This is a genomic window from Rhabdaerophilum sp. SD176 (assembly GCF_030143245.1).
Classification (GTDB): domain Bacteria; phylum Pseudomonadota; class Alphaproteobacteria; order Rhizobiales; family Beijerinckiaceae; genus Rhabdaerophilum.
This window is the reverse complement of record NZ_JARJNS010000007.1, coordinates 26,684-50,602: the sequence shown is the minus strand read 5'-3', so window position 1 is coordinate 50,602 and position 23,919 is coordinate 26,684. Positions and strand designations below refer to the sequence as shown.

Sequence of the window (23,919 nt, the reverse complement as noted above, 5' to 3'; positions counted from 1 at the left end):
GGGGGTCAGACCGCCTCCAGCCCCAATGCGATGCCCTGGCCGACGCCGATGCACATGGCGGCGAGCGCCCGCTTGCCGCTGCGATCCTTCATTTCGATCGCGGCAGTGAGGGCCAGCCGCGCGCCGGACATGCCGAGCGGATGGCCGAGCGCGATGGCGCCGCCATTCGGGTTCACATGCTCCGCATCATCCGGCAGGCCGAGCAGGCGCAGGCTGGCCAGGGCCTGGGCGGCGAAGGCCTCGTTGAGCTCGATCACGTCGAAATCCGCCGGCTTCAGGCCGAGCCGGGCGCAGAGCTTCTGCGTGGCCGGGGCGGGGCCGATTCCCATGATGCGCGGCGGCACGCCGGCTGTCGCGAGGCCGGTGATCCGGGCCAGCGGCGTCAGACCGAAGCGCGTCACCGCGGCTTCCGAGGCGACGAGCACGGCGGCCGCGCCGTCATTGACGCCGGAGGCGTTGCCGGCTGTCACCGAGCCGCCCTTGCGGAAGGGCGTGCCGAGGCTGGCCAACTTCTCGAGCGTTGTCTCGCGCGGATGCTCATCCTTGTCGACGACAACCGGATCGCCCTTTTTCTGCGGGATGGTGACGGGCGTGATCTCGCGGGCGAGGCGGCCGTTCCGCTGTGCGGCGGCGGCGCGGGCCTGCGAGCGGAGGGCGAAGGCATCCTGATCCGCGCGGCTGACCTGATAGTCTTCCGCGACATTCTCCGCCGTTTCCGGCATGGAATCGATGCCGTATTGCGCCTTCATCAGCGGGTTGACGAAGCGCCAGCCGATCGTGGTGTCAAACACCTCGGCCGAACGCTGGAACGCTTCCTGCGCCTTGCCCATGACGAGGGGGGCACGCGTCATGCTCTCGACGCCGCCGGCGATCATCAGTTCAGCTTCGCCGGCCTTGATGGCCCGTGCCGCCATGCCGATGGCGTCGAGGCCGGAGCCGCAAAGGCGATTGACCGTGGTGCCGGGGATCTCCACCGGCAGGCCCGCCAGCAGCCCGGCCATGCGGGCCACGTTGCGGTTATCCTCGCCGGCCTGATTGGCGGAGCCGAGGATGATCTCGTCGACCGCGCCGGCCAGTTCAGCAGGGAAGCGCGCCATCAAGGTGCGGATCGCATGGGCGGCCATGTCATCCGGGCGGACAGAGGCGAGGACGCCGCCATAGCGGCCGATCGGTGTGCGCGTGCCATCCACGAGATAGGCGTTGGTCATGGGAAATCCTCAGCGATCGGGGGTATTGAGCGAAGCGAAGGTCCGGCCGCTGGCGGCCAGTTCGCGCAGGAGCGGGGCGACGGCATAGGCCTGCCCGTCCCGTGCGGCAATGGCCTCGGCCTCGGCGAGCAGGCGCGGCAGGCCGGTCTCGTCAGCGTAGTGCATCGGACCGCCGCGCCAGTTCGGGAAGCCATAGCCGTTGACGAGCACGAGATCGATATCGAGCGGCCGGGCGGCGATGCCCTCGGCGAGGATATGCGCGCCTTCATTGACCATGGTGGTCAGCACACGGCTCTGGATTTCGGCGGTGGTGAAGCTGCGTTGCGCCCGGCCGGTGCCGGCGGCATGGGACCGGACCAGCGCGTCGATCTCCGGATCGACCTGCCTTTTGCCATCGACATAGAGATACCAGCCCTTGCCGGCTTTCTGGCCGAAGCGCCCGGCCTCGCAGAGCCGGTCGACCAGCGGCACGTCGCGCGCGGCGGGGTCCCGCGTGGCGGCGAGGCGTTTCCGGCGCGCCCAGGCAATGTCCAGCCCGGCAAGATCCTGCACGGCGAAGGGGCCCATGGCGAAGCCGAAAGCCTCCAGCGCGGCATCGATCTCCTGCGGCAGCGCGCCTTCCTCGAGCATGAACTCGCATTGGGCGCGATAGCGGGCGAGCAGGCGGTTGCCGATGAAGCCGTCGCAGACGCCGGCGATCACGGCGATCTTCCTGAGGCGACGGCCGATGGCGAGGCCGGTCGCCAGCACTTCCTTCGAGGTCCGCCGGGCGCGGACGATCTCGAGCAGCTTCATCACATGGGCGGGCGAGAAAAAATGCAGCCCGATGAAGCGCTCCGGATGGGGCAGGGCATCAGCCATGACCTCGAGATCGAGATAGGAGGTATTGGTCGCGATGATCGTCTCCGCCGGCAGGGCCGCGCCGAGGCGGCCGAGGAGATCGAGTTTCACCGCCATGTCCTCGAAAACCGCCTCGATGACGAGCCCGGTTTCGGCAAGCGCCTTGATCTCGGTGGTCGGCGTCAGGCGCGAGAGGCGCTCGAGCCGGATTGTCTCATCAATGCGACCGGATTTGACCGATCGGAGATACAGGCCGTTGACGCGGTCGAGCCCGGCCTGGAGCGCGGCCTCGCTGGCCTCCATCAGCGTGACGGAAAAGCCGGCATCGAGGAAGGCCACCGCGATGCCGGAGCCCATCGTGCCGGCACCGATCACCCCGATATGGCCGATCTCGCGCGGGGCGATGCCCGCGAGTTCCGGCACGCGGGCGACCTCGCGTTCGGCCATGAACATGTGGCGCAGGGCCTTCGATTGCGGCGAGGCCATCAGGTCGAAGAAGGTGGCGCGCTCCTTCGGCTGGCCACTGGCGAAGGGCTCGGCCCGGGCGGTCTCGACAAGCTGGATCGCCGCGAGCGGGGCAATCCGGCCCTTCGCGTCCTTTTTCACCTTCGCCACCATCGCATCCCAGGCCACCGGATCGGCGGGAGGAACAGGGCGCGCCGAAAGGCGTTCCAGCGGCTGGCCGATCAGGCTCTCGGCAAGGGCGATCGCCTCGTCGCGTAGATGGCCGGCGGCCATCGCATCTACCAGCCCGAGGGCCAGCGCTTCCTTCGCGCTGACCATGCGGCCCGAGGCGATGAGATCGAGCGCGGCAACCGGGCCGATCAGGCGCGGCAGGCGCTGGGTGCCGCCAGCGCCGGGCATCAGGCCGAGTTTCACTTCGGGGAGGCCAACGGAACCATCGGGCGCGATGATCCGTTTTGTCGCGGCCAGGCCGATCTCGCAGCCGCCACCCAGGGCCGTGCCATGCCAGGCGACGACGACCGGCTTCGCGCAGGCCTCGATCCGGGTGATGACATCGGGCAGATGGGGCAGGAGCGGCGGCTTGCCGAATTCGGTGATGTCGCCGCCGGCGGTGAAGGTCCGGCCGGCGCCGGCAATCACGATCGCCCCGACAGCCGGGTCGGCATCGAGGCGTTCGATGGCGTCGAGCAGGCCCTGCCGCACCGCCTGCGAGGTGGCATTCACGGGCGGGTTGTCGATCTCGAGCAGGGTTACCTGTCCCCTCGGGTGGAGATGGATCACGCGTGTCACTCCGCTGCCGTCGCGGCCGGTTCCGCATAGGCATTCATGGTCAGCAGGTCATAGGTCGCGGCGGTCTCACCGGTGCCCGTGGTGATTTCTACATCCCAACGCACCTCGCCGTAAGCGGCATTCCGGGGGGATTTCGATTTGACCGTCAGGCGAACACGGATCGACTCGCCGGGGGTGACCGGCTTGAGGAAGCGCAGGTTGTCGAGCCCGTAATTGGCAAGGACCGGGCCGCGCTTCGGTTCGACGAAAAGACCGGCGGCGAAGGAGAGCAGCAGGTAGCCATGGGCGACGCGGCCGGGGAAGAACGGGTGGCCCTTCACCGCCTCCTCGTCCATATGGGCGTAGAAGGTATCGCCGGTGAAATGGGCGAAATGCTCGATATCCGCGAGCGTGATCACGCGTTCGGGCGAGTGGAAGCTCTGGCCGGGCACCAGGTCCTCGAAAGCGAGGCGGAAGGGATGGGCCGGGCTCACCGGTTCGGGCGTGCCCTTCACATAGCTCTTGGTCAGGGCCGTGAGCATGGCCGGCGAGCCCTGCAAGGCCACGCGCTGCATGTGATGCATCACCGCGCGGATGCCGCCGAGTTCCTCGCCGCCGCCGGCCCGGCCGGGCCCGCCATGAACGAGATGCGGCATGGGCGAGCCATGGCCGGTGGATTCGGCGGCACAATCGGCATTGAGCACCAGCAGCCGGCCATGGAAGGCGCCGGCGCCGAAGATCACCCGGCGGGCAATCTCCGGATCGCGCGTGACCAGCGAGCCCGCCAGCGAGCCATCGCCCCTGCGGGCAAGGGCAACGGCGTTGTCGAGATCGCCATAGGCGAGCAGGGTCGCAGCCGGGCCGAAGGCTTCGGTATCATGCGGGCGCTCGGCGGCCTGGGCATCACGCGCAGCGAGCAGCATCGGTGTGACGAAGGCGCCCTTCACCGCATCGACGCCGCTCAGGCTGGCGGCATCCGGATCCCCCCAGACGATGTCGCATTCCGCCCGGAGCCGCTCGATCTGCGCCCGGACATCGGCGCGCTGGTCGAGCGAGGCGAGGGGGCCCATGCGGGTGGTTTCCAGCCGCGGATCGCCCACGGCCACGCCGGCAAGGCGCTTCGACAGCGCCGCCTGCACGGCTTCCATCCGCGAGGCGGGCAGGATGATCCGCCGGATGGCCGTGCATTTCTGCCCGGCCTTCACCGTCATCTCGCGGGCGACTTCCTTGATGAAAATGTCGAAATCCGGCGAGCCGGGCTCGATATCCGGGCCGAGGATCGAGCAGTTCAGGCTGTCGCGCTCGGCGGTGAAATGGACCGCGTTCTTCAGGATGTTCGCGTTGGCCTGCAGCCGCGTCGAGGTGGCGAGCGAGCCGGTGAAGCCGACCATGTCCTGGCTGGTCAGGTGGTCGAGCAGGTCGCCGGTCGAGCCGGCGACAAACTGGAAGGCGCCTTCGGGCAGGATGCCGCTCTCGACGATGATCCGCGCGGCTTTTTCTGCGAGATAGGCCGTGGCGGTGGCCGGCTTGGCGATGACCGGCATGCCGCCGAGAATCGCCGGGGCAAGCTTTTCCAGCATCCCCCAGACCGGAAAGTTGAAGGCGTTGATCTGGACGGAAGCGCCCTCGCGCGGAACCCGGATATGCTGACCGAGGAAGGTGCCGTTGCGCGACAGGCCCTCGACCGCGCCATCGACAAGGAAGGTCTCGTTCGGCAATTCGCGTTTGCCCTTCGAGGCATAGACGAAGAGCGTGCCGATGCCGCCATCGATGTCGATCCAGCTGTCGGCGCGGGTGGCGCCGGTCAGCGCGGAGAGGGCGTAAAGCTCCTCCTTGCGGGCGGTCAGCGCCTGGGCGAGCGCCTTGAGCAGGCTGGCGCGTTCGTGGAAGGTCAGCGCGCGCAGGGCCGGGCCACCCCGGCGATGGGCGTGGCGGAGCATGGCCGCCATGTCGAGCCCGCCGCTCGTCGCCTCGGCCACGGGCGCGCCGTCAATCGCCGAGACCAGCAGGGCCGGGCTGCCGGTGCCGGCATGCCAATGACCTGCCGCGTAGGAATGCAGCCGCTGAATGCCCATGGCGATCTCCTGTTTCCTGTCTCTTGCCGTCAGATGCCGAGATAGGCTTCCCGTAGCTTGGGGTCGCCGATCAGCTGGGCCGAGGGCCCGGAATGGGTGATGCGGCCGGTCTCGATGACGTAGCCGAAATCAGCCTTGGCGAGCGCGGCGGCCGCATTCTGCTCCACCAGCAGCATGGTGATGCCCTTGTCCCGGAGGCTCTCGATCACGCCGAAAACCTGCTCGACCAGCACCGGTGCGAGGCCCATCGAAGGCTCGTCCAGCAGCAGCAGGCGCGGGCGGCTCATCAGCGCGCGGCCGATGGCGAGCATCTGCTGCTGGCCGCCCGAGAGGCCGCCGGCGGCGAGGTTGCGCTTCTCGCCGAGGATCGGGAACATCGCATAGATCGCATCACGCTCGGAAGCGGTGCCGCCGCCATGGAGCCAGCCGCCGAGATTGAGGTTGTCCTCCACCGTGAGGCTGCCGAAAATCTGCCGGCCCTCCGGCACCTGCGCGATGCCGCGTTTCACGCGTTCCTCGGCCGAAAGGCGGGTAATGTCCTGCCCGTCGAAGCGGATCGTGCCGGATTTCAGCGGCTGCACGCCGGAAATCGCGCGGAGCAGGGTGGTCTTGCCGGCGCCGTTGCCGCCGATCAGGCAGACGAGCTGCGAGGCCGGCACGGCAAGGCCGATGCCGTGCAGCACCTCGATGCGGCCATAGGCCGAGGTCAGGCCGGAAATCTCAAGCACGGTTCGCCTCCTCGCTGCCGAAGGTTCCGAGATAGGCGGCGATGACGCGCGGATCCTCGCGCACGGCATCCGGCTTGCCGGAGACCAGCTTGCGGCCGCGCTCCAGCACGGTGATCTCGTCGGAGATGCGCATCACCAGCCGCATGTCATGCTCGACCAGCAGGATCGCGATGCCGGCTTTCGCCACGTCATGGATGACGCGGTCGATCTCCTCGGTTTCCACCGCGTTGCAGCCGGCGGCAGGCTCGTCGAGCAGGAGGATACGCGGCTCGGTGGCGAGGGCCCGCGCGATCTCGAGCCGCTTCAGCGCGCCGTAGGAGAGTGAGCCTGCTTCCTTTTCCGCGAGATCGGCAAGGCCGACCCGCGCCAGTTGCGCCATGGCAATCTCGCGCGAATTGCGGTTTTCGGCCCGCACATTCGGCAGGGCCAGGAGATGGCTGAGGATGCCGGTGCGCTCATGCCGATGGCAGCCGACCATGACATTCTCGACCGCGCTCATGCGGAAGAAGATCTGCAGGTTCTGGAACGAGCGCGAGAGGCCGCGCCGGGCCAGCTGTTCCGGCGGCAGGCCGGTGACCTCCTCGCCCGCCAGGTTCACGCGGCCGCCCGAGGGCTGGTAGAGGCCGGAAATCAGGTTGAACAACGTGGTCTTGCCGGCACCATTCGGCCCGATGACCGAATGGATCTGGCCGGGCGAGACTGCAAGCGAGACCTGGTCGACGGCCGTGATGCCGCCGAAGGCGATGGACAGGTTCTCGGTTTCCAGAAGGGCGCTCATGCTCCGCCTCCGCGCAGGCGCGCAAGCAGCGAGGGGATCACCCCGCGCGGCAGCAGGATCATGCTGGCCATGATGATCAGCCCGAGCAGGAGATGCTCGTATTCGTGGAAGATGGTCAGCGCCTGCGGCAGGATGACGAGCATCGCCGCGCCGACAATCGCGCCGAGGACCGAGCCGAGCCCGCCGAGCACGACCATCGTCACGAGTTCCACCGAGCGGAGGAACCCGGCCGTGCCATCCGGCGTGATATGGCCGTTGAGGAAGGCCATGAGCGAGCCGGCGATCGAGGCATAAATGGCCGAGATGACGAAGATCTTCAGCTTGTAGGCGGCAACATCGACGCCGACGACGCGGGCGGCGATCTCGCTGTCATGGATGGCGCGCATGGCACGGCCGGTCGGGCTCTCGATCAGGTTGAGGGCGAGGATCACGCCGAGAACCAGCGCGCCGGCGCTGATCATGTACCAGGTATCCGGTCCGCGCAGCCGCAGGCCGAAGAGTTCGAGCCGGGGAACGGCCATGCCGTCCGGCCCGCCGGTCCAGCCGGCCTCGTTGGTCAGCGTCATCGAGATGAGCAGGCCGAGGCCGAGCGTGGCCACGGCGAGGTAGTGGCCTTTCAGGCGGAGGATCGGCCGTCCCACGAGGAAGGCCAGCAGCCCGGCTATTGCCGCGCCGGCCAGCATGGCGACCGCGCCGTTCAGGCCGAAGCGGCTGGCGCCGATCGCCACGGCATAGGCGCCGATGCCCATGAAGCCGGCATGGCCGAGGCTGACCTGCCCGGCATAGCCCATCAGCAGGTTGAGGCCGATCGCGGCGAGGGCGAAGATGTTCACGAGCGCCGCAACCCGGAAATAATAGTTCGACGGGAAGACCAGCGGCAGGGCGGCCAACACGAGGGCCAGGGCCAGGACGAGGGCCCAGCGGTTGCGGAGCAGCCGTTCCATCAGACCCGCTCCGTGGATCGTTTGCCGAACAGGCCCTGCGGCCGCACGAACAGGGTGAAGAGGATGATCAGGAAGGCGATGGCATCCTTGTATTTCGACGAGATCAGCCCGGCGCCGAAGCTCTCGGCGAGGCCGAGCAGGACGCCGCCGACAATGGCGCCCGGCGCGCTGCCCATGCCGCCGAGCATGGCAGCGGCAAAGCCCTTCAGCGCCATCAGCGTGCCGACATCGTAGCTGGTCAGCGTGATCGGGGTGACGAGCAGGCCGGCAATCGCGCCGATGGCGGCGGACAGCGCGAAGGAGAGCGCGACGATGCGGCGGACGGGAATGCCGACAAGGCGCGCCGCCAGCCGGTTGGTGGCCGTGGCGAGGATGGCGCGGCCGAGGATCGTCCGGTCGATCATCAGGAAGATGAGCGCGACAATCAGCGCGGCACCGGCCAGCACGACAAGGCTCTGCGGCAGGATGGCCGCGCCGCCGAGGCGGATCGGTTCGCTGCCGAACCAGGCCGGCAGGGCGTGGAAGCGCTTGTCGAAGATGACCTGCGCCACGCCGCGCAGGAAGATCGAGGCGCCGATGGTGATGATGATGATCTGCACCGCGCCGGAACCGCGGGCGAGGTCGATCGCGAAGGCATAGAGCGCGAGGCCGACCAGCACGGTGATCAGGATCGCGGCGACGGCAGCAATCGGCAGCGGCAGGCCGGCAAGGTGCAGGAACACCGTGATCATCCCGCCGAGCATGACGAATTCGCCCTGCGCGAAATTCACGACATCCGAGGCGTTGTAGATCAGCGTGAAGCCGAGCGCGACCAGCGCATAGACCGCGCCGACCGTCAGGCCGGAAAAGGCGAATTGCAGCAATTCGGGCATGACACCTCTGTTCCCGGTTGCATCGCGCTCACCCGTCACTGCGAGGCGCGAATGTGACGAAGCAATCCAAGCCATTTCGGATGGCTTCGTCAGCGCTGCGCGGTTCCTGGCAAGAACAAGGTGCCAGGGAACCGGGCGGTTACTGGACCAGGGTCCAGTCGCCGTTCTTGATTTCCAGCATGCGGAAGGCCGAGAGATCGAGGCCCATATGATCGGTCGCGGACATGTTCACCACACCGCCGGTGCCGACATAGCCCTTGGTCTTCTCGATCTCGTCACGCACCTTGGCCGGGTTGTCGGTCTTGGCGCGTTCCACTGCCTGCTTCCAGATGTGGAAGCCATCGTAGGCATGGCCGCCGAAGGTCGAGACGGGCTGGCCGGTCTTCTTCGTGTAGTCGGCGGTGTATTGTGTCACGACCTTCTTTTGCGGGTCGCTGTCCGGGAGCTTGCTGGCGACCAGCAAAGCCGCGGCCGGGAGGCGGACGCCCTCGGCTGCCGGGCCGGCGAGGTCGATGAACTGCTTCGAGGCCACGCCATGGCTCTGGTAGAGCGGCACGGTGATGCCGAGCTGGCGGTAGTTGCGCGTCACGATGGCCGGGCCCTGGCCGAAGCCGGGGTTGATCACCGCCTGGACGCCGGCCTTGTTCTTGATGTTGGTGAGCTGCGGCGTCATGTCGGTATCGCGCGGGCCGTAGCTTTCCTCGTGCAGGATCTCGATCCCGTATTTGCCGGCGACGCCGACGCATTGATCGCGCATCGACTTGCCGAAACCGTCGGTGCCCGAGATCATGCCGATCTTCACGGCGCCGCGCTTCTTCATGTCCTCGAAGATCTTCTCGCAGGCCATGGTGTCAGTATGCGGGGTCTTGAACACCCATTTCCGCACGGGCTTGATGATCTGGATCGCACCGGCAAGGCTGATGAAGGGCACCTGCGCATCCTCGAATGCGGGTACCATGGCGAGCGTGGTGCCGGTGGTCGAGCCACCGACCATCGCCGAGACCTTGTCCTCTTCGAGCAGGCGCGTGGCGAAAGTGCGGGCGGCATTGGCATCGCCGGCATCGTCATAGACGATCAGCCGGATCTTGCGGCCCAGCAGGCCACCTTTCGCATTGAGCGCCTCGACTTCCATTTCCAGCGTCCGCTTTTCCGGATCACCGAGGAAGGAGGCCGGGCCTGTCACCGACAGGACGGCACCGATCTTGATCTCGGCCTGCGCCAAAGCCGGCGCGGCACCCATCATGGCGCCGATCCCTGCCGCCAGCGCGAGGCGGCGCGTCATTCCCATTTGTATGGACATGCACTCTCTCCCTGTTGGGATAGCCCGACCGGATGGTCAGCCTATCCATTGCGTTTCCACCGTGCCGTCTGCCTTGCCGGCAGATCGGATCTGTTTTTGACCGGGTCTGACAAGCCCGTTGACAATCCCGTCGTCTTCCCAAGATAATTATCCGACCGGTCAGTTAGTCAAGTGGGTTTTGCGAAATGCCATCGCCCGACCCCGCAAAAAGAAGACCGGCGGGACGAACGATAAGGAGTGCAGGATGGCTGAACCCTCACCGGTTCTTCTGGAGCGGCATGGCGCCCTCGCGGTGGTCACGCTCAACCGCCCGGACAGGCTGAATTCGTTCAACGAGGCGCAGCACCGTGCGCTCCGGACGGCGATCGATACGCTGGCAGCGGATGATTCCTGCCGCGCCGTGATCCTCACCGGCGCCGGGCGCGGCTTTTGCGCAGGGCAGGACCTGTCGGACCGCGTGCAACCGGAAGGCGGCGCCGCGCCCGATCTCGGCCAGACGCTCGAGAGCTTCTACAACCCGCTGATCCGGACGATCCGCGCCTTGCCGAAGCCGGTCATCGCGGCGGTCAATGGCGTTGCCGCCGGGGCGGGGGCCAATCTCGCTCTGGCCTGCGACATCGTGCTGGCGGCGAAAAGCGCGAAATTCATCCAGGCCTTCTCGAAGATCGGGCTGATCCCGGATTCGGGCGGCACCTGGATGCTGCCGCGCCTTGTCGGCGAGGCCCGGGCCAAGGCGCTGGCGATGCTGGCGATTCCGGTGCCGGCGGAGGAAGCCGAGCGGATCGGCATGATCTATCGCGCGGTGGAGGATGCTGCCCTGATGGAGGAGGCGATGAAGCTGGGCATGAGCCTTGCTAACGCGCCCACGTTGGGCCTCGCCGAGACCAAGGCGCTGATCCAGAAAGCTTTCACGCAGGGGCTCGACGCGCAGCTTGATGACGAGCGCGATGCGCAGCGCCGACTCGGCCGCAGCGCGGATTATGCCGAGGGCGTGCGCGCCTTCATGGAGAAGCGGGAAGCCCGTTTCGAGGGGCGCTGACATGACGACAATGACACGGGACGCGTTGGCCAAGGCCTGTGCCGAGGCGATGTGGCGCGAGGACAATGCTTCGGCCGGACAGGGGATGGTGCTGGTCTCGGTCGCGCCGGGCCGCAGCGAGATCGCGATGGAAGTGGCCGCGCATATGGTCAACGGCCATGGCTCCTGCCATGGCGGCTTCATCTTCGCGCTGGCGGATTCGGCCTTCGCCTTTGCCTGCAACACGCATAACCAGCGCACGGTGGCGCAGCATTGCTCGATCACCTATCTCGCACCCGGCCGCAGGGGCGACCGGCTGGTGGCGCGGGGCGAGGAAGTGTCCCGGCAGGGCCGGAGCGGCATCTACGACATCACCGTAACCAACCAGGACGGCGTGACGATCGCGCTGTTCCGGGGCCATTCGCGCACGGTGAAGGGCGAGTTCTTCCCGGGCGTGACGATCGAGGGGTGAGGGGCGATGTTTTCGATTTCCACATACAAGCCGCTGACTGATCCGATCGAGACCGCCTCGCGGGACGAGATCGCGGCCCTGCAGCTCGGCCGGCTGAAATGGTCGCTCGACCATGCCTATCGCAATGTGCCGGCCTATCGGAAGAAGTTCGACGATGCCGGCGTGCATCCGGATGACCTGAAGAGCCTGGCGGATCTGGCAAAGTTCCCGTTCACCACCAAGGCGGACCTGCGCGACAACTATCCCTTCGGCATGTTCGCCGTGCCGCGCGAGCAGGTGGTGCGCATCCACGGTTCGTCGGGAACGACCGGCAAGCCGACCGTGGTCGGCTATACGGCGCGCGATATCCAGACCTGGGCCGATGTCGTCGCGCGGTCGCTCCGGGCCTCCGGGGCGAGGCCGGGCATGATCGCCCATGTCGCTTATGGCTATGGCCTCTTTACCGGCGGGCTCGGCGCGCATTACGGCGCCGAGAAGCTGGGCTGCACGGTGATCCCGATTTCCGGCGGCATGACAGAAAGGCAGGTCCAGCTGATCCAGGATTTCCGGCCGGACATCATCATGGTCACGCCAAGCTACATGCTGGCGATCCTCGACGAGTTCCGGAAGGCCGGGCATGACCCGCGCGCCTCCTCGCTGCAGATCGGCATTTTCGGTGCCGAGCCATGGACCAACGCGATGCGCGGCGAGATCGAGCAGAGCTTCGACATGCATGCCGTGGACATTTACGGCCTGTCCGAGGTGATCGGGCCGGGCGTCGCCAATGAATGCGTGGAAACCAAGGACGGGCTCCACATCTGGGAGGATCATTTCTACCCGGAAATCATTGATCCCGAGACCGGGGCCGTGCTGCCCGATGGCGAGAAGGGCGAGCTGGTCTTTACCGCGCTGACCAAGGAGGCGATGCCGATCATCCGCTACCGCACGCGCGACCTGACGCGGCTCCTGCCGGGCACGGCGCGCTCGATGCGCCGGATGGAGAAGGTGACCGGCCGCTCGGATGACATGATGATCGTGCGCGGGGTGAATGTTTTCCCCACCCAGATCGAGGAGATGCTGCTGACGCTGGACGCGCTTTCTGCGCATTACCAGATCGTGCTCACCCGCGAGGGGCGCATGGACGAGATGGAGGTCAAGGTCGAGGCCCGCCCGGGCGCCGGCGATGCAGCGAAGGCGGCCGGAAAATTGCTTGCCCAGCGCATCAAGGACAAGATCGGGATTTCCGCCTGGGTTGACGTGCTGCCGCCGGACGGGATCGAGCGTTCCGCCGGCAAGGCCCGCCGGATCGTCGACCAGAGGCCGAAAGGATAAGGATATGGCACGCCCCATCGCGGCCGATCATGATGACAAGCGCCGTGCGATCCTCAAGGCCGCAGCGGCGATGTTCGCGCGGAACGGGTTCGACCGGACGTCGGTGAACGAGATCGCCGCGGCCTGCGGGGTCTCGAAGGCCCTGCTCTACCATTACTACACGAACAAGGAGCAGCTCCTGTTCGATATCATCCGGGCGCATCTGGACGATCTCGTCGCGGCGACCGAAGCGGTGCCGGAGAATCTGAAACCGGCTGAGACCCTTCGGGCGATGATCGCCGCCCTGCTCGAGGCCTATCGCCATGCCGACGAGGAACACCAGATCCAGATCAGCGACATGAAGCGTCTGCCCGAGGACAAGAAGGCCGAGTTGATCGAGCGCGAGCGGGTGCTCGTCCGGCGCTTCGCCGGGGCGATTGCCGCGCTGGAGCCGGCCCTTGCCGGGCACCGCGCCGCGCTGACGCCGCTGACCATGAACCTGTTCGGCATGATGAACTGGAAATTCATGTGGTTCCGGGAGAACGGCCCCGTCAGCCACGAGGCCTTTGCCGATCTCGTCATGACGATGATCGAGGCCGGTGCGCGCGAGGTTGCGCGAGGACTTTCGCCGGCGCCGGGCGGCGGTCCGCGCATCCGCGTCGTGCAGGGTTAGGGCGTTTCCGCTGCTTCTCTCGTCATGGCCGTGCTTGGCCCGGCCATCCATGACTATTTATCTTCCCGGCGAAGTCGTGGATGCCCGCCCCGAGGGCGGGCATGACGCCACCAAATCGCAAGCGGCCGAACTGCATCAAAGCGGCAGCGCCGTGGTCAGCTTCACATCCTTCAGCACCACATTCGTCCGGACATGCGCGATGCCGGGCAGGCGGAAGAGAAACTCGTCGAGGAAGCGGTTGTAGCTGTCCTTGTCCGGCGAGACGACGCGCAGGTGGTAATCGGCCTCGCCGGTCGTGGCGAAGCATTCCAGCACTTCCGGCCGGCGCGAGACGGCCTCGATGAAATGATCGACATGGGCGCGCTCATGCCGCGCGAGCGTGACGTGGACAATCGCCGAGAAGGTGAAACCGGCGGCTTCGGGCGCGAGAATCGCCGCATAGCCGGCGATCAGCCCGGCTTCCTCCAGCGCCTTGACGCGGCGCCAGCAGGCCGAGGGCGACATGCCTGCCGCGTCCGCAAGGTCCTGGTTGGAGATTCGACCATCCCGCTGGAGCAGGCGGAGCAGGCGGAGGTCGCTGTCGGAGAGTGGCAATTGCATGGCAATGTCTTTCTGTGTTTGCTCCAGAATTGGCAGATCCTGTCAAAATGGAAAGCAGGAACGCGAAATCCGGCATGATCTTTCGCGCCGTTCCGGCATGATCTTCCGAAAAACCGGGAGGGCTTCATGCACCATCACGCGCCGCAGGAATTCGGGCCGGAGGCCTATCGGCTGGAAGATCGCTACACCGCCCGCGAGGGCCGGGTCTTCCTCACCGGCACGCAGGCTTTGGTGCGGATCCTGCTCGACCAGGCCCGTCGCGACCGGGCTGCAGGGCTGAACACGGCCGGCTTTGTCTCGGGCTATCGCGGCTCGCCGCTCGGCGCCGTCGACCAGGAGCTCTGGCGCGCGAAGGATCTCGTGGCCGAACACGGGATCGCGTTCCTGCCTGCGGTCAACGAGGATCTCGCCGCGACAGCCGTTCTGGGGTCGCAGCAGGTCGAGACGCAGCCGGGCAAGCAGGTGCAGGGCGTGTTCGGCCTCTGGTATGGCAAGGGGCCGGGGGTGGATCGGGCCGGCGACGCGCTCAAGCATGGCAATGCCTATGGCGCCTCGCCGCATGGCGGCGTGCTGGTCGTGGCGGGGGATGACCATGGCTGTGTCTCCTCCTCGATGCCGCACCAGAGTGATGTCGCCTTCATGAGTTTCTTCATGCCGACGCTGCACCCGGCTTCGGTGGCCGAGTATCTGGAATTCGGCGCCTATGGCTATGCGCTGAGCCGGTTCTCCGGGATGTGGGTGGGGTTCAAGGCGATTTCGGAAACCGTGGAGAGCGGCGCCAGCGTGGAGCTGCCACCCGAGCGCGTTTTCGTGACGCCGGATTTCACGCCGCCGCCGGGCGGCCTGCATTACCGCTGGCCGGACCTGCCGGGCCCGCAGATCGAGGCGCGGATGGAGGCGAAGAAGCACGCCGTCTATGCCTTTGCCCGCGCCAATCCGATCGACCGGCGGGTCTATGACATTCACGGCGCCCGGTTCGGCATTGTCACCACCGGCAAGGCCCATCTCGATCTGATGGAAGCGCTTCGCCTGCTCGGCCTCGGCGAAGCGGAATGCCGGCGGCTGGGCATCGACATCTACAAGGTGGGTATGGTCTGGCCCTTGCCGCTGCATGATGCGCTCGCCTTCGTGACGGGCAAGCAGGAGATCCTCGTTGTCGAGGAGAAGCGCGGCATTATCGAGAGCCAGTTCAAGGAGTATTTCTACGATGCCCCCGCCGCCAAGCCGGAGCGCATGGTCGGCAAGCATGACGAACACGGAAATCGTCTGATCCCCTGGACCGGCGAACTCTCGCCCCGCCAGCTGGCGCCGATCGTGGCCGGCCGGCTCGACCGCTTCTTCCCGGAACTCGGCCTGCCGGCGCGGGCTGCAGCCCTGCAGCCGCAGGCGGCGCGGGTGCTGGAGATTGCCGGGGCAACGCGCACGCCGTTTTTCTGTTCCGGCTGCCCGCACAACACTTCCACCCGCGTGCCGGAGGGCTCGAAGGCGCTGGCCGGAATCGGCTGCCATTTCATGGCGAGCTGGATGGACCGTGACACCTCCTCGCTGATCCAGATGGGCGGGGAAGGTGTGAACTGGGCGGCCTCGTCGCGCTTCACCGGCAACAACCATGTTTTCCAGAATCTCGGCGAGGGCACCTGGTATCATTCCGGCTCGATGGCGATCCGGCAGGCCATCGCGGCCGGGGCAACCATCACCTACAAGATCCTGTTCAACGATGCCGTCGCGATGACCGGTGGCCAGCCGGTGGACGGGCCGATCTCGGTCGAGGGCATCGCCCATTCCGTCCGGGCGGAGGGGGTGGAGCGCATCGCCGTGGTCTCCGATACGCCCGAGGCTTTCGCGCCTGGCGCCTTTCCCGCCGGCACGACGCTCCATCCGCGCGAGGCGATGGATGCGCTCCAGCGCGAATTGCGCGAGGTGCCCGGCGTCAGCGTGCTGATCTATGCCCAGACCTGCGCCACGGAGAAGCGTCGCCGCCGCAAGCGCGGGCAGATGCCGGATCCGGCGCGGTTCGTGGTGATCAATGATCTCGTCTGCGAGGGCTGCGGTGATTGCTCGGTGCAGTCGAACTGCCTTTCCGTCGAGCCGAAAGAGACGCCGTTCGGCCGCAAGCGGCAGATCAACCTCTCCAATTGCAACAAGGATTTCTCCTGCCTCGACGGGTTCTGCCCAAGCTTCGTCACGGTGGAGGGCGGGCGGCGGCGCAAGCCGGCCGGGCGCGCGCTGCCCGAGGCCGGCAGCTTGCCGATGCCGGTCCTGCCGGATCTTGCGCAGGGCTGGGACGTGCTGATTACCGGGGTCGGGGGCACCGGCGTCATCACCATCGGGGCGGTGGCCGCGATGGCCGCCCATCTCGAGGGGCGCGGTGTTTCGGTGCTCGATTTCACCGGTTTCGCGCAGAAATTCGGGCCCGTGCTCTCCTATCTCCGGCTGGCGGCGCGGCCGGAGGATCTCCGGCAGGTGCGGATCGACCAGGGCGCGGCGGATGCGCTGATCGGCGGCGATATCGTCGTCTCCTCCTCGCCCAAGGCCTCCGGCACCTATCGAGCCGGGATGCGCGGCGTGGTGAACCTTGCCGAGATGCCGACCGGCGATGTGGTGCGGCGGCGGGATGCCGATCTTGCCGTGGATGCGCGGCTGGCGGCGATCACCCGCGTGACCGGCGAGGGGATGATCGAGGCCTTCGATGCCAACCGGCTGGCCGAGCACTGGCTGGGCGATGCGGTCTTCGCCAACATGATCCTGTTCGGCGCGGCCTGGCAGCAGGGCCTGCTGCCGCTTTCCCTGCCGGCGATCGAGCGGGCGATCATGCTCAACGGCGTGGCGGTGGCGCAAAACCGCGAGGCCTTCACGCTCGGACGAATGGCGATGGCTGGCCCTGAGCGGCTGGAGATCGCAGAAAGGCCTGCGCCGGAAACGCCTGAATCCCTCGTCTCGCGCCGCGTTGACTTCCTCACCGCCTACCAGAACGCGGCCTATGCCGCCCGTTTCGCCCGCCAGGTCGAGGCGATGCGGCAGGCCGAAGCGCCCTTCGGTTCCACCCGTCTGACCGAGGCCGTGGCGCGCAGCCTCTTCAAGCTGATGGCCTACAAGGATGAATACGAGGTCGCGCGGCTTCATGCGAAAAGCGGGTTTGCCGAGCAGATCGCCCGGGATTTCGAGGGTGATTTCACCCTGCGCTACCATCTCGCGCCGCCGCTGCTGCCGGGCGGCACGGATGCGCGGGGTCGGCCGCGCAAGCGCGCTTTCGGGGGCTGGATGCAGGGTGCTTTCCGCCTGCTCGCGCCGATGAAGCGCCTGCGTGGCACGCTGTTCGATCCGTTCGGCCACACGCCTGAGCGGCGGATGGAGCGGGCGCTGATCGGCTGGTACGAGGCGCGGATTGCGGAATGGATCGCCGCCTTGCCGGAACGGGGCGTGGCGGCGTTGGTGCCGCTGGCCGAGGCGCCGATGGATCTGCGCGGCTATGGCCCGGTCAAGGAGGCGGCGTTCCACCGGCTCGAAGACTTCTGCCGCCACCATGGCATCGCTCCGCCGCCGCGCGGCTGACCTGTCATCGGATCGTCAAGTCGGGGGCCTAGCGGAATGGGAACCGGGCCGGTCAGGAGGAGTTCAGCGATGGTTTTGCGGGCGCGGCTTTTTGCCGAGGCGCTGGGGACCGCCCTGCTTGTCGCCACGGTGATCGGATCCGGCATCATGGCGACGCAGCTCAGCCGCGATGTCGGTGTGCAGCTCATGGCCAATGCGCTGGCCACCGGCGCGATGCTTGTCGTGCTGATCACGATGTTCGGTCCGGTTTCAGGCGCGCATTTCAACCCGGTTGTCAGCCTCGTCTTCATGCTTCGCAAGGAATTGCCCGGCCGATGGCTGGCGCCCTACATCGCCGCCCAGGTCCTGGGCGGGCTGGCGGGAACCGTCGCAGCGCATCTGATGTTCGGCATGGCACCCCTGATGACCGGCGGGGCCACCCGCACCGGAGCGGCGCTCTGGTTCTCGGAAGTCGTGGCCAGCTTCACCCTCGTCCTGGCGATCCTGATGACGCTCCGGCACAAGGCGGGCAATGTCGCTGTGATTGTGGGCCTTGTCATTACGGGGGCCTACTGGTTCACGGCCTCGACCTCCTTCGCCAATCCTGCCGTCACGCTGTCCCGCGCCTTCACGCCGAGTTTCGCGGGTATCGCGCTGGCCGATGTGCCGGCCTTTATGATCATGCAGGCGATCGGCGCGCTGGCCGCCTGGCAGGCCGAGAGCTGGCTGGCCGGTGCCGAGGAGACAAACGATGGCTGACTCCTTTCCCGTGGTCATCCACCACAACCCGTCCTGCGGCACATCCCGCAATGTGCTGGCCATTCTCGAGGCGGCCGGGTATGCGCCGGTGGTCATTCCCTATCTCGAGACGGGCTGGACGCGGCCGCAGCTGCTCGGCCTCTTCGCCGCGGCCGGCCTCACGCCGCGCAAGGCCCTGCGCGAGACCAAATCGCCGGCGGCCGAGCTGGGTCTGCTTGACCCGGGCGTGACGGATGAGGCGCTGATCGCGGCGATGCTGGTCCATCCGGTGCTGGTGAACCGGCCGATCGTCTGTACTCCGCGCGGGGTTAAGCTCTGCCGGCCCAGCCAGACCGTGCTCGACCTGTTGGACCGCCTGCCGCCGGGCCCGTTCCGCAAGGAGGACGGGGAGTTGCTCATCGATGCTGAGGGCCGTCGGACCGGTTAACCGCCGGGCCGTGCGCGCTCCCGCATCGAGGCTCTGATGATGCGGAATCACCCTTATGGTGAGTGGGCATTAACCTTTCCGGTCTAGACCGAAAGCATGGCCCTCGATGTCCGGTTCCGGTCGATTCTCGCCAGCGCCCTGGTCGCCCTCGCCCTGCCGCTCGGTGTGGCGACGATACCGCGCGCGGCGACGCCGCTGCTGCTGATCGCGCCGCCCTGGCGCGGCGAGGCCGAAGCCATGCAGATCCTCGCGACGGCCGATGCCCGCCTGCTGGCAAGGGGCCGGTTCGACGGCACGCTGCTGGTGGCGGCGGATGGCCCCGATCTCGTGCGACGGCTTTATGCGGCCGGCGCCTTCCTCGTTCTCAATGGCGATCTTTACACAGGATGTACCCCGTGACCCCGAATGCTTCCGCCGGCACGATCACCCCGGCGCTCGACATGGCCGGTATCCGCCGGATCTCCGCCGCCTACATTCTCGGGGCGCAGGCCGCCCTGCTGGCGCTCGTCACGCTGATCGGGTTCACCCGTGAATTCGGCACCCTGCCGGCGCTGGCCAGCCTGGTGCTGCTGGTCGGCGCGACGCTGACCCTGCGGATGCGGCCGGAATCCCTCTGGACGCGCAACCTGCTGGCAACGACGCTGATGGGGCAGGTGATGCTGCTGCTGGGGGTCCTGTCCGGGCATGCCTACCAGATGGATATCCATATGGCCTTCTTCGCGGCGCTCGGTCTTGTGGCCGGGCTGTGCTGCTGGCCGAGCATCGTCGCCGCCACCCTGGTCGTCGCGGTACATCATCTCGGACTGAATTTCCTGATGCCCGCCGCCGTGTTCAATGCCGGAGCGGATTTCCTCCGGGTCATTGTCCATGCGGTGATCCTGATCGTGGAAGCCGGAGCCTTGATCCTGCTCGTCATGATGCTGGAAAGAGCCTTTGCCGTCAGCAAGGCGTCGATGGAAGCCGTGATCGAGGCCGGACGCAAGGCGCAGGCGCTCGGCGAGGATGTTGCCCGCCAGCAACAGGAAGAAGGCGCGCGCCGGCAGGCGCTGGAACAGGCGATCCATGGCTTCGAGCCGGCGATCCGCCGCACGCTCGAGGATGCGGGGATGCAATCCAACGACATGCGGCAGGCGGCGGAAGGGCTGTCGGGCATTGCCGATGCCGCGCAGGACGGCATGGCGGAGGCGGCGCGCTCGGCCAGCGATGCGGCGGCGAATGTCTCGAACCTTGCGCTGTCGATCAGTGAATTGTCGCGGTCGATCGGCGAGATCGCCAATCAGGTCCAGAGCACGAGCGAGGCGCTCGGCGCGGTCCGCCAGTCCGGCGAGGGATCACGCGCGAGCATGGCCGAACTCACCGAGGCGAGCCTGCGGATCGGCGATGTGATCACGCTCATTGAAAGCCTCGCCTCGCAGACCAACCTGCTTGCGCTGAATGCGACAATCGAGGCGGCACGGGCCGGCGAGGCCGGACGCGGTTTCGCGGTTGTGGCGCAGGAAGTGAAGACCCTCGCCGCCCAGACCGCAGCGGCCACCGAGGAAATCCGCCAGCAGATCCAGGCCGTCCAGAGCGCGACCAAGGCCTCGGCCGGCGGGATCGATGTGATTGTCGGCCGGGTGGTCGAGATCGACCAGTTCATGACCTCGATCGCCGCGGCCATCGAGGAACAGGATGCGACGACGCAGCAGATTTCCGGGACGATGCAGGATGCGGCCTCCAATGCCGCCGGCGTGACGGCTTCGCTCGGTTCGCTGCAGGAAAAGATGAGCCGGGTCGACGAGGTGACGCGGAAAGTGCGCGAGAGCGCCGAGCGCGTGGCCGGCAGTTCGGGCATCGTCCAGCAGGAAGTCGAGCGCTTCATCGGCGTGGCGCGGGCGGGTTGAGGCCTCCTAGCCAGGGCTGGCCGCCGCGTCCTTGACCAGAGCCGCGATGCCGGCAAGGCGCGGCGCGAGCGGGTTCTTGCGCCGCCAGACCATGCCGATGGTGCGCGAGGGCTGCTCGCCCTCGAACCGCACCACGGAAACCGGGGCCGAGCGCGTTTCCACCGCCAGCGCCATTTCCGGGATCAGCGTGATGCCGATGCCGGCCCCGACCATCTGCACGAGCGTGGATAGCGACGAGCCATCCAGCCATTCCCGCGGGCGGGACGAGGGCATGTGGCAGAAGGCAAGCGCCTGGTCCCGGAAGCAATGGCCCTCCTCCAGCAGGAGCAGGCGCATTTCGGGCAATTGCCGCCGGTCCGGCACCGGCAGGCCTTCCTGATCGCCCGGCCGGACCAGTACAAAGCTTTCCGAAAACAACGCCACTTCCTCGAGCGAGGCTTCCGAGACCGGCAACGCCACGATGGCCGTGTCGAGCCGGCCCTCGTTCAGTTCCTCGATCAGCTTGGGCGTCATCGTCTCGCGGACATGCAGGTCAAGCGCCGGGTGAACGCGCGTCAGATCGGCGATGATCCGCGGCAGGAGATAAGGCGCGACAGTGGGGATGATGCCGATGCGCAGCCGTCCGGCGAGGCCTTCCTGCGCGCCGCGGGCGAGATCGCCCAGTTCGTCGACCGCGCGCAGGATATCGCGGGCCCGCTGCGCGACTTCCTCGCCGAAGGCCGTGAGCCGGACCTGCCGCGCGCCGCGTTCGAACAGGCCGGTGCCGAGCGCCTGCTCCAGTTCGCGGATCTGCATCGACAAGGCCGGTTGGGAAATGGCGCAGGCCTCGGCCGCGCGGCCGAAATGGCCATGCCGGGCGAGGGCTTCGAAATAACGCAGCTGCCGCAGGGTCAGATTGAGCATAGCAAAACTTATCACAGCGATCAGAAAATAAAACTTAATCTAATCGTTCCGGCTTGCTAGAAGCGTTCCAGTCTTCCGGACCTCCGTCGCGACCTGACGAAATTCCGTCACCCCCGGCCGGTAGTGTCCCGCAACCTGTTCAGAACAACCGGCACGATTGGAGAGCATCATGGATGGAACCAGCGGAACCCCGAAAGGCGGCTGCCCCGTCATGCATGGCGGCGGGGGCAATGTGATCTTCGGCGGGCGGTCGAACCGCGACTGGTGGCCCAAGCAGCTCAACCTGAAGATCCTCCACCAGAACACGGCGCTGTCGAACCCGATGGACCGGGGCTTCGACTATGCCAAGGCCTTCAAGGGCCTCGACTACACCGCCCTCAAGCATGATCTCCATGCCCTGATGACGGATTCGCAGAGCTGGTGGCCGGCCGATTACGGCCATTACGGCCCGCTCTTCATCCGCATGGCCTGGCACAGCGCCGGCACCTACCGGACGGGCGATGGCCGCGGTGGCGCCCGCTCGGGCACGCAGCGTTTTGCTCCGCTGAACAGCTGGCCGGACAATGCCAATCTCGACAAGGCGCGCCGCCTGCTCTGGCCGATCAAGCAGAAATACGGCAACGCGATTTCCTGGGCCGATCTGATGATCCTGGCCGGCAATGTCGCCATGGAATCGATGGGCTTCAAGACGTTCGGGTTCGGCGGTGGCCGCGCCGATGTCTGGGAGCCGGAAGAGGACATCTACTGGGGCACCGAGGACAGCTGGCTCGGCGACAAGCGTTATTCCGGCGACCGGTTCCTCGAGAACCCGCTGGCGGCGGTGCAGATGGGCCTGATCTACGTCAATCCGGAAGGGCCGAACGGCAAGCCGGATCCGGTGGCTTCGGGCCGCGACATCCGCGAGACCTTCGCCCGCATGGCGATGAATGACGAGGAAACGGTCGCGCTCACCGCCGGCGGCCACACGTTCGGCCGCTGCCATGGTGCGGGCGATGCCGCCCTTGTCGGGCCCGAGCCGGAAGGTGCGGGCCTTGCCGAACAGGGCCTTGGCTGGACGAGCCGCTATGCCAGCGGCATGGGCGATGACACGATCACCTCGGGCATCGAGGGCGCGTGGACGCCGAACCCGATCCGCTGGGACAACGGCTATTTCGACATGCTGTTCGGCTACGAGTGGGAACTCACCAAGAGCCCGGCCGGTGCCTGGCAATGGGTGCCCAAGAACGTGTCCGAGGCGGACATGGCGCCAATGCCGCATGATCCCTCGAAGAAACAGATCACCATCATGACCACCGCCGACATGGCGATGCGGATGGATCCGATCTACGAGCCGATTTCGCGCCGCTTCCACAAGGATCCGGCCGCCTTCGCCGATGCCTTCGCGCGGGCCTGGTTCAAGCTGACCCATCGCGATATGGGGCCGAAGAGCCTCTATCTCGGCCCCGAAGTGCCGGCGGAAGATCTGATCTGGCAGGACCCGCTGCCGCAGGCGGATCATCCGCTCGTCGATGCGGCGGATATTGCCGACCTCAAGACGAAGATCCTCGCCTCGGGCCTTTCGCTGTCGCGCCTCGTCGCCACGGCCTGGGCCTCGGCCTCGACCTTCCGCGGTTCGGATATGCGCGGCGGTGCCAATGGTGCGCGCCTCCGCCTTGCCCCGCAGAAGGACTGGGCTGTCAACGAGCCGGCCGAACTGGCCGAGGCGATCAGCGTTCTGGAGGGCATTCAGGCCGCGTTCAATGCCGCCCAGACGGGCGCCAAGCGCGTCTCGCTGGCCGACCTGATCGTGCTCGGCGGTTCGGCAGCGGTCGAGAAGGCGGCGCGCGATGCCGGCTTTGCGGTCGAGGTGCCGTTCACCCCGGGCCGTACCGATGCGACCCAGGACCAGACCGATGCCGAGTCCTTCTCGGTGCTGGAGCCGCAGGCCGATGGCTTCCGCAACTGGCAGAAGAAGGAATACTCCGTCTCGGCCGAGGAAATGCTGGTCGACCGGGCGCAGCTTCTCACCCTGACGGCGCCGGAAATGACGGTGCTGGTCGGCGGGCTGCGCGTGCTCGGCGCCAATGCCGGCGGCGCGGCACATGGTGTCTTCACCCGCCGCCCGGGCCAGTTGACGAACGACTTTTTCGTCAACCTGCTCGATATGGGCACGGCCTGGAAGCCGGTGACGCCAGCGGAGGATCTGTTCGAGGGCCGTGATCGCAAGACCGGCGCCGTGACCTGGACGGGTACCCGGGTCGATCTGGTCTTCGGTTCGAATTCCCAGCTCCGGGCCCTGGCCGAGGTCTATGCCGCGCGCGATGGCGAAGCGAAATTCGTGAAGGATTTCGTCGCCGCCTGGACCAAGGTCATGAATCTCGATCGGTTCGACCTCGCCTGAGGCTG

At 67.0% G+C, this 23,919-nt stretch carries 20 protein-coding genes; 10 read left to right on the top strand and 10 right to left on the bottom strand.

The window, feature by feature from the left end; translation table 11 throughout:
• Window positions 1-5: 5 nt before the first annotated feature.
• The 8 genes from pcaF to P0652_RS16395 form a co-directional block, all read right to left on the bottom strand.
• A complete protein-coding gene (gene pcaF, locus P0652_RS16430; protein WP_284179953.1) occupies window positions 6-1,208 on the bottom strand; it encodes a 3-oxoadipyl-CoA thiolase in 1,203 nt (400 codons plus the stop codon).
• Between the two features lie 9 nt (window positions 1,209-1,217).
• A complete protein-coding gene (locus P0652_RS16425) occupies window positions 1,218-3,293 on the bottom strand; it encodes a 3-hydroxyacyl-CoA dehydrogenase NAD-binding domain-containing protein (protein ID WP_284179952.1) in 2,076 nt (691 codons plus the stop codon).
• A 5-nt stretch (window positions 3,294-3,298) separates the two neighbouring features.
• Entirely contained in the window at window positions 3,299-5,356 is a 2,058-nt protein-coding gene (gene paaZ, locus P0652_RS16420) for a phenylacetic acid degradation bifunctional protein PaaZ (RefSeq protein WP_284179951.1), read from the bottom strand.
• 29 nt (window positions 5,357-5,385) lie between these two features.
• Window positions 5,386-6,084: an ABC transporter ATP-binding protein gene (locus P0652_RS16415; RefSeq protein WP_284179950.1), complete on the bottom strand. Its 699-nt coding sequence runs from the start codon at window positions 6,082-6,084 to the stop codon at window positions 5,386-5,388.
• Window positions 6,077-6,862, bottom strand: coding sequence for an ABC transporter ATP-binding protein (locus P0652_RS16410; protein WP_284179949.1), 786 nt, complete (start codon window positions 6,860-6,862; stop codon window positions 6,077-6,079). Before P0652_RS16410 ends, P0652_RS16415 begins: the two co-directional genes overlap by 8 nt.
• Window positions 6,859-7,806, bottom strand: coding sequence for a branched-chain amino acid ABC transporter permease (locus tag P0652_RS16405; RefSeq protein ID WP_284179948.1), 948 nt, complete (start codon window positions 7,804-7,806; stop codon window positions 6,859-6,861). The genes P0652_RS16410 and P0652_RS16405 overlap by 4 nt, the downstream gene beginning before the upstream one ends.
• The gene (locus P0652_RS16400) at window positions 7,806-8,678 is read right to left on the bottom strand and encodes a branched-chain amino acid ABC transporter permease (RefSeq protein WP_284179947.1); all 873 of its coding nucleotides are present in this window, start codon (window positions 8,676-8,678) and stop codon (window positions 7,806-7,808) included. The genes P0652_RS16405 and P0652_RS16400 overlap by 1 nt, the downstream gene beginning before the upstream one ends.
• A gap of 139 nt (window positions 8,679-8,817) precedes the next feature.
• Window positions 8,818-9,960, bottom strand: coding sequence for an ABC transporter substrate-binding protein (locus P0652_RS16395; protein WP_502947545.1), 1,143 nt, complete (start codon window positions 9,958-9,960; stop codon window positions 8,818-8,820).
• A gap of 262 nt (window positions 9,961-10,222) precedes the next feature.
• Here P0652_RS16395 and paaG point away from each other — a divergent pair, with 262 nt between their 5' ends.
• Genes paaG through P0652_RS16375 form a run of 4 tightly spaced genes read left to right on the top strand, consistent with a single transcriptional unit; the run spans window position 10,223 to window position 13,431 of the window.
• Window positions 10,223-11,017 carry a 2-(1,2-epoxy-1,2-dihydrophenyl)acetyl-CoA isomerase PaaG gene (gene paaG, locus P0652_RS16390; RefSeq protein ID WP_284179945.1) on the top strand — a complete coding sequence of 265 codons (795 nt, stop codon included), beginning with the start codon at window positions 10,223-10,225 and terminating at the stop codon, window positions 11,015-11,017.
• Window position 11,018: 1 nt separating this feature from the next.
• Window positions 11,019-11,468: a hydroxyphenylacetyl-CoA thioesterase PaaI gene (gene paaI / locus P0652_RS16385; protein ID WP_284179944.1), complete on the top strand. Its 450-nt coding sequence runs from the start codon at window positions 11,019-11,021 to the stop codon at window positions 11,466-11,468.
• Window positions 11,469-11,474: 6 nt separating this feature from the next.
• Window positions 11,475-12,779, top strand: coding sequence for a phenylacetate--CoA ligase PaaK (gene paaK, locus P0652_RS16380; RefSeq protein ID WP_284179943.1), 1,305 nt, complete (start codon window positions 11,475-11,477; stop codon window positions 12,777-12,779).
• 4 nt (window positions 12,780-12,783) lie between these two features.
• Window positions 12,784-13,431, top strand: a complete 648-nt coding sequence (locus tag P0652_RS16375; protein ID WP_284179942.1) for a TetR/AcrR family transcriptional regulator — start codon at window positions 12,784-12,786, stop codon at window positions 13,429-13,431.
• Between the two features lie 135 nt (window positions 13,432-13,566).
• Here P0652_RS16375 and P0652_RS16370 read toward each other — a convergent pair whose 3' ends face one another.
• Complete coding sequence (locus P0652_RS16370; protein WP_284179941.1) at window positions 13,567-14,031, bottom strand: Lrp/AsnC family transcriptional regulator; 465 nt, start codon at window positions 14,029-14,031, stop codon at window positions 13,567-13,569.
• A 126-nt stretch (window positions 14,032-14,157) separates the two neighbouring features.
• Between P0652_RS16370 and P0652_RS16365 the strand changes: the two genes are divergently transcribed.
• From P0652_RS16365 to P0652_RS16345, 5 genes are all read left to right on the top strand, one after another.
• Complete coding sequence (locus P0652_RS16365) at window positions 14,158-17,583, top strand: indolepyruvate ferredoxin oxidoreductase family protein (RefSeq protein ID WP_284179940.1); 3,426 nt, start codon at window positions 14,158-14,160, stop codon at window positions 17,581-17,583.
• 69 nt (window positions 17,584-17,652) lie between these two features.
• Window positions 17,653-18,321 carry an aquaporin gene (locus tag P0652_RS16360; protein ID WP_284179939.1) on the top strand — a complete coding sequence of 223 codons (669 nt, stop codon included), beginning with the start codon at window positions 17,653-17,655 and terminating at the stop codon, window positions 18,319-18,321.
• The gene (gene arsC / locus P0652_RS16355) at window positions 18,314-18,748 is read left to right on the top strand and encodes an arsenate reductase (glutaredoxin) (RefSeq protein ID WP_284179938.1); all 435 of its coding nucleotides are present in this window, start codon (window positions 18,314-18,316) and stop codon (window positions 18,746-18,748) included. Before P0652_RS16360 ends, arsC begins: the two co-directional genes overlap by 8 nt.
• Before the next feature lie 96 nt (window positions 18,749-18,844).
• Window positions 18,845-19,147: a hypothetical protein gene (locus tag P0652_RS16350; protein WP_284179937.1), complete on the top strand. Its 303-nt coding sequence runs from the start codon at window positions 18,845-18,847 to the stop codon at window positions 19,145-19,147.
• Entirely contained in the window at window positions 19,144-20,631 is a 1,488-nt protein-coding gene (locus P0652_RS16345) for a methyl-accepting chemotaxis protein (RefSeq protein WP_284179936.1), read from the top strand. The genes P0652_RS16350 and P0652_RS16345 overlap by 4 nt, the downstream gene beginning before the upstream one ends.
• Window positions 20,632-20,637: 6 nt before the next feature.
• On the opposite strand, the gene P0652_RS16340 is transcribed toward P0652_RS16345, so the two are convergent.
• The gene (locus P0652_RS16340) at window positions 20,638-21,534 is read right to left on the bottom strand and encodes a hydrogen peroxide-inducible genes activator (RefSeq protein WP_284179935.1); all 897 of its coding nucleotides are present in this window, start codon (window positions 21,532-21,534) and stop codon (window positions 20,638-20,640) included.
• Window positions 21,535-21,703: 169 nt separating this feature from the next.
• On the opposite strand from P0652_RS16340, the gene katG reads away from it, so the two are divergent.
• On the top strand, window positions 21,704-23,914 hold the full coding sequence (gene katG, locus P0652_RS16335) for a catalase/peroxidase HPI (protein WP_502947541.1): 2,211 nt from the start codon (window positions 21,704-21,706) through the stop codon (window positions 23,912-23,914).
• Window positions 23,915-23,919: the final 5 nt, after the last annotated feature.

Excerpts from the sequence above, each read along its gene's own strand:
- pcaF (WP_284179953.1), bottom strand. The coding sequence starts at position 1,208 with ATGACCAACGCCTATCTCGTGGATGGCACGCGCACACCGATCGGCCGC.
- paaZ (WP_284179951.1), bottom strand. The coding sequence starts at position 5,356 with ATGGGCATTCAGCGGCTGCATTCCTACGCGGCAGGTCATTGGCATGCC.
- P0652_RS16410 (WP_284179949.1), bottom strand. The coding sequence starts at position 6,862 with ATGAGCGCCCTTCTGGAAACCGAGAACCTGTCCATCGCCTTCGGCGGC.
- P0652_RS16405 (WP_284179948.1), bottom strand. The coding sequence starts at position 7,806 with ATGGAACGGCTGCTCCGCAACCGCTGGGCCCTCGTCCTGGCCCTGGCC.
- P0652_RS16400 (WP_284179947.1), bottom strand. The coding sequence starts at position 8,678 with ATGCCCGAATTGCTGCAATTCGCCTTTTCCGGCCTGACGGTCGGCGCG.
- P0652_RS16395 (WP_502947545.1), bottom strand. The coding sequence starts at position 9,960 with ATGACGCGCCGCCTCGCGCTGGCGGCAGGGATCGGCGCCATGATGGGT.
- paaG (WP_284179945.1), top strand. The coding sequence starts at position 10,223 with ATGGCTGAACCCTCACCGGTTCTTCTGGAGCGGCATGGCGCCCTCGCG.
- paaI (WP_284179944.1), top strand. The coding sequence starts at position 11,019 with ATGACGACAATGACACGGGACGCGTTGGCCAAGGCCTGTGCCGAGGCG.
- paaK (WP_284179943.1), top strand. The coding sequence starts at position 11,475 with ATGTTTTCGATTTCCACATACAAGCCGCTGACTGATCCGATCGAGACC.
- P0652_RS16375 (WP_284179942.1), top strand. The coding sequence starts at position 12,784 with ATGGCACGCCCCATCGCGGCCGATCATGATGACAAGCGCCGTGCGATC.
- P0652_RS16370 (WP_284179941.1), bottom strand. The coding sequence starts at position 14,031 with ATGCAATTGCCACTCTCCGACAGCGACCTCCGCCTGCTCCGCCTGCTC.
- P0652_RS16365 (WP_284179940.1), top strand. The coding sequence starts at position 14,158 with ATGCACCATCACGCGCCGCAGGAATTCGGGCCGGAGGCCTATCGGCTG.
- P0652_RS16360 (WP_284179939.1), top strand. The coding sequence starts at position 17,653 with ATGGTTTTGCGGGCGCGGCTTTTTGCCGAGGCGCTGGGGACCGCCCTG.
- arsC (WP_284179938.1), top strand. The coding sequence starts at position 18,314 with ATGGCTGACTCCTTTCCCGTGGTCATCCACCACAACCCGTCCTGCGGC.
- P0652_RS16350 (WP_284179937.1), top strand. The coding sequence starts at position 18,845 with ATGGCCCTCGATGTCCGGTTCCGGTCGATTCTCGCCAGCGCCCTGGTC.
- P0652_RS16340 (WP_284179935.1), bottom strand. The coding sequence starts at position 21,534 with ATGCTCAATCTGACCCTGCGGCAGCTGCGTTATTTCGAAGCCCTCGCC.
- katG (WP_502947541.1), top strand. The coding sequence starts at position 21,704 with ATGGATGGAACCAGCGGAACCCCGAAAGGCGGCTGCCCCGTCATGCAT.